The 1,021-nt window shown below is 37.1% G+C and carries 2 protein-coding genes; one reads left to right on the top strand and one right to left on the bottom strand.

Annotated features, from left to right (window positions below; translation table 11 throughout):
- On the top strand, positions 1–138 hold a 138-nt coding region (locus H7O61_RS07780; RefSeq protein ID WP_187875651.1), incomplete at its 5' end, for a 7-cyano-7-deazaguanine synthase.
- 237 nt (positions 139–375) lie between these two features.
- Here H7O61_RS07780 and H7O61_RS07775 read toward each other — a convergent pair.
- Positions 376–1,021 (bottom strand): outer membrane protein (locus H7O61_RS07775; protein ID WP_187875649.1); only part of this gene is annotated, 646 nt, incomplete at its 5' end.

The raw sequence follows: 1,021 nt of genomic DNA, 5'->3' as shown, positions 1-1,021 counted from the left end.
GATTTGATCATCAAAGAAACGCACACCTGCTATCAAGGAGAGCGAAAGATTTTGCATGCTTATGGTTATGGCTGCGGTGAATGCCCGGCATGCCAATTGAGAAAAAAAGGCTATGAAGAGTTTCAAGCCATGCTGTAAAAAATAATTTTTTAAAGAATGCGGTTTTTAAAACTTTGTTTTTATAATAAATTTCTTAAGAGAACAGGGGATTTTGAAATAATTCCCCCTACAACCCCCAACTAAAACCCCTAACCCAAAAAGAGCGTTTTTTTAAGAGATTGTCGCTTGATTAAGATCAAGCTGTTTTATATTTTTGTTTAAAAAATGCCTTTGAGCGTTTTTACAAAACAATCAAAGAGCGGTAAAAAGCATGTTTTAATGTTTGTTTTTAAAGTTATATGTATAGTTAAGATAAACGCTCACCACTCTTTTATAATCCAATTTATCCCCATAATTATCGCTATAGTAATTGACTTTAAAAGCTGGCACTTTAACCCCTAATTCAACACTAGAACCTCCAAGATAGTTTTCATCGCCATAGCGATCAATATCGTATTCATCACTACTAAAACGAACGCCAAATTTCCCTTGTAACTGAAAAATCGTGCGGCTTTTGACTTGATTGAAAGGGGTGAGATTGTTACTTGCAAACCAAGTGCTAGCCCCTAGTTCCATGCCAATCACAAGCCCTGAAGATTTTCTAAATACATGCCTTGATGCTTTTTTTAATGTATCAGCGTCTAGCGTTCTGCCGGTCATATCTTTGTAAAATATAGAGAGCCCTTTTACCCTTCGTTCAACGTATTCTTGAGACGCTCGCTTATCGTTAGTCCAATTAATGAGCAAATCCGTATTGAAACCATAGGGTAAAAAAGCTATTAAACCGCTGCCAGGAACAGAACCAACGCCACCAAGTTGGTAACCGAAAAAAAGAGAGTGCCTAAACCCTATAATCCTTTTTTTGCCCAAAAAATATTTATACCCCAAGCTGATTTCACTGAGAAGACCGCCCGATCCACCA

The sequence above is a fragment of the Helicobacter pylori genome, from assembly GCF_014496965.1.
GTDB lineage: Bacteria > Campylobacterota > Campylobacteria > Campylobacterales > Helicobacteraceae > Helicobacter > Helicobacter pylori_CZ.
Note: the sequence above shows the minus strand (reverse complement) of the source record. Positions and strands in the feature narration are given on the sequence as shown.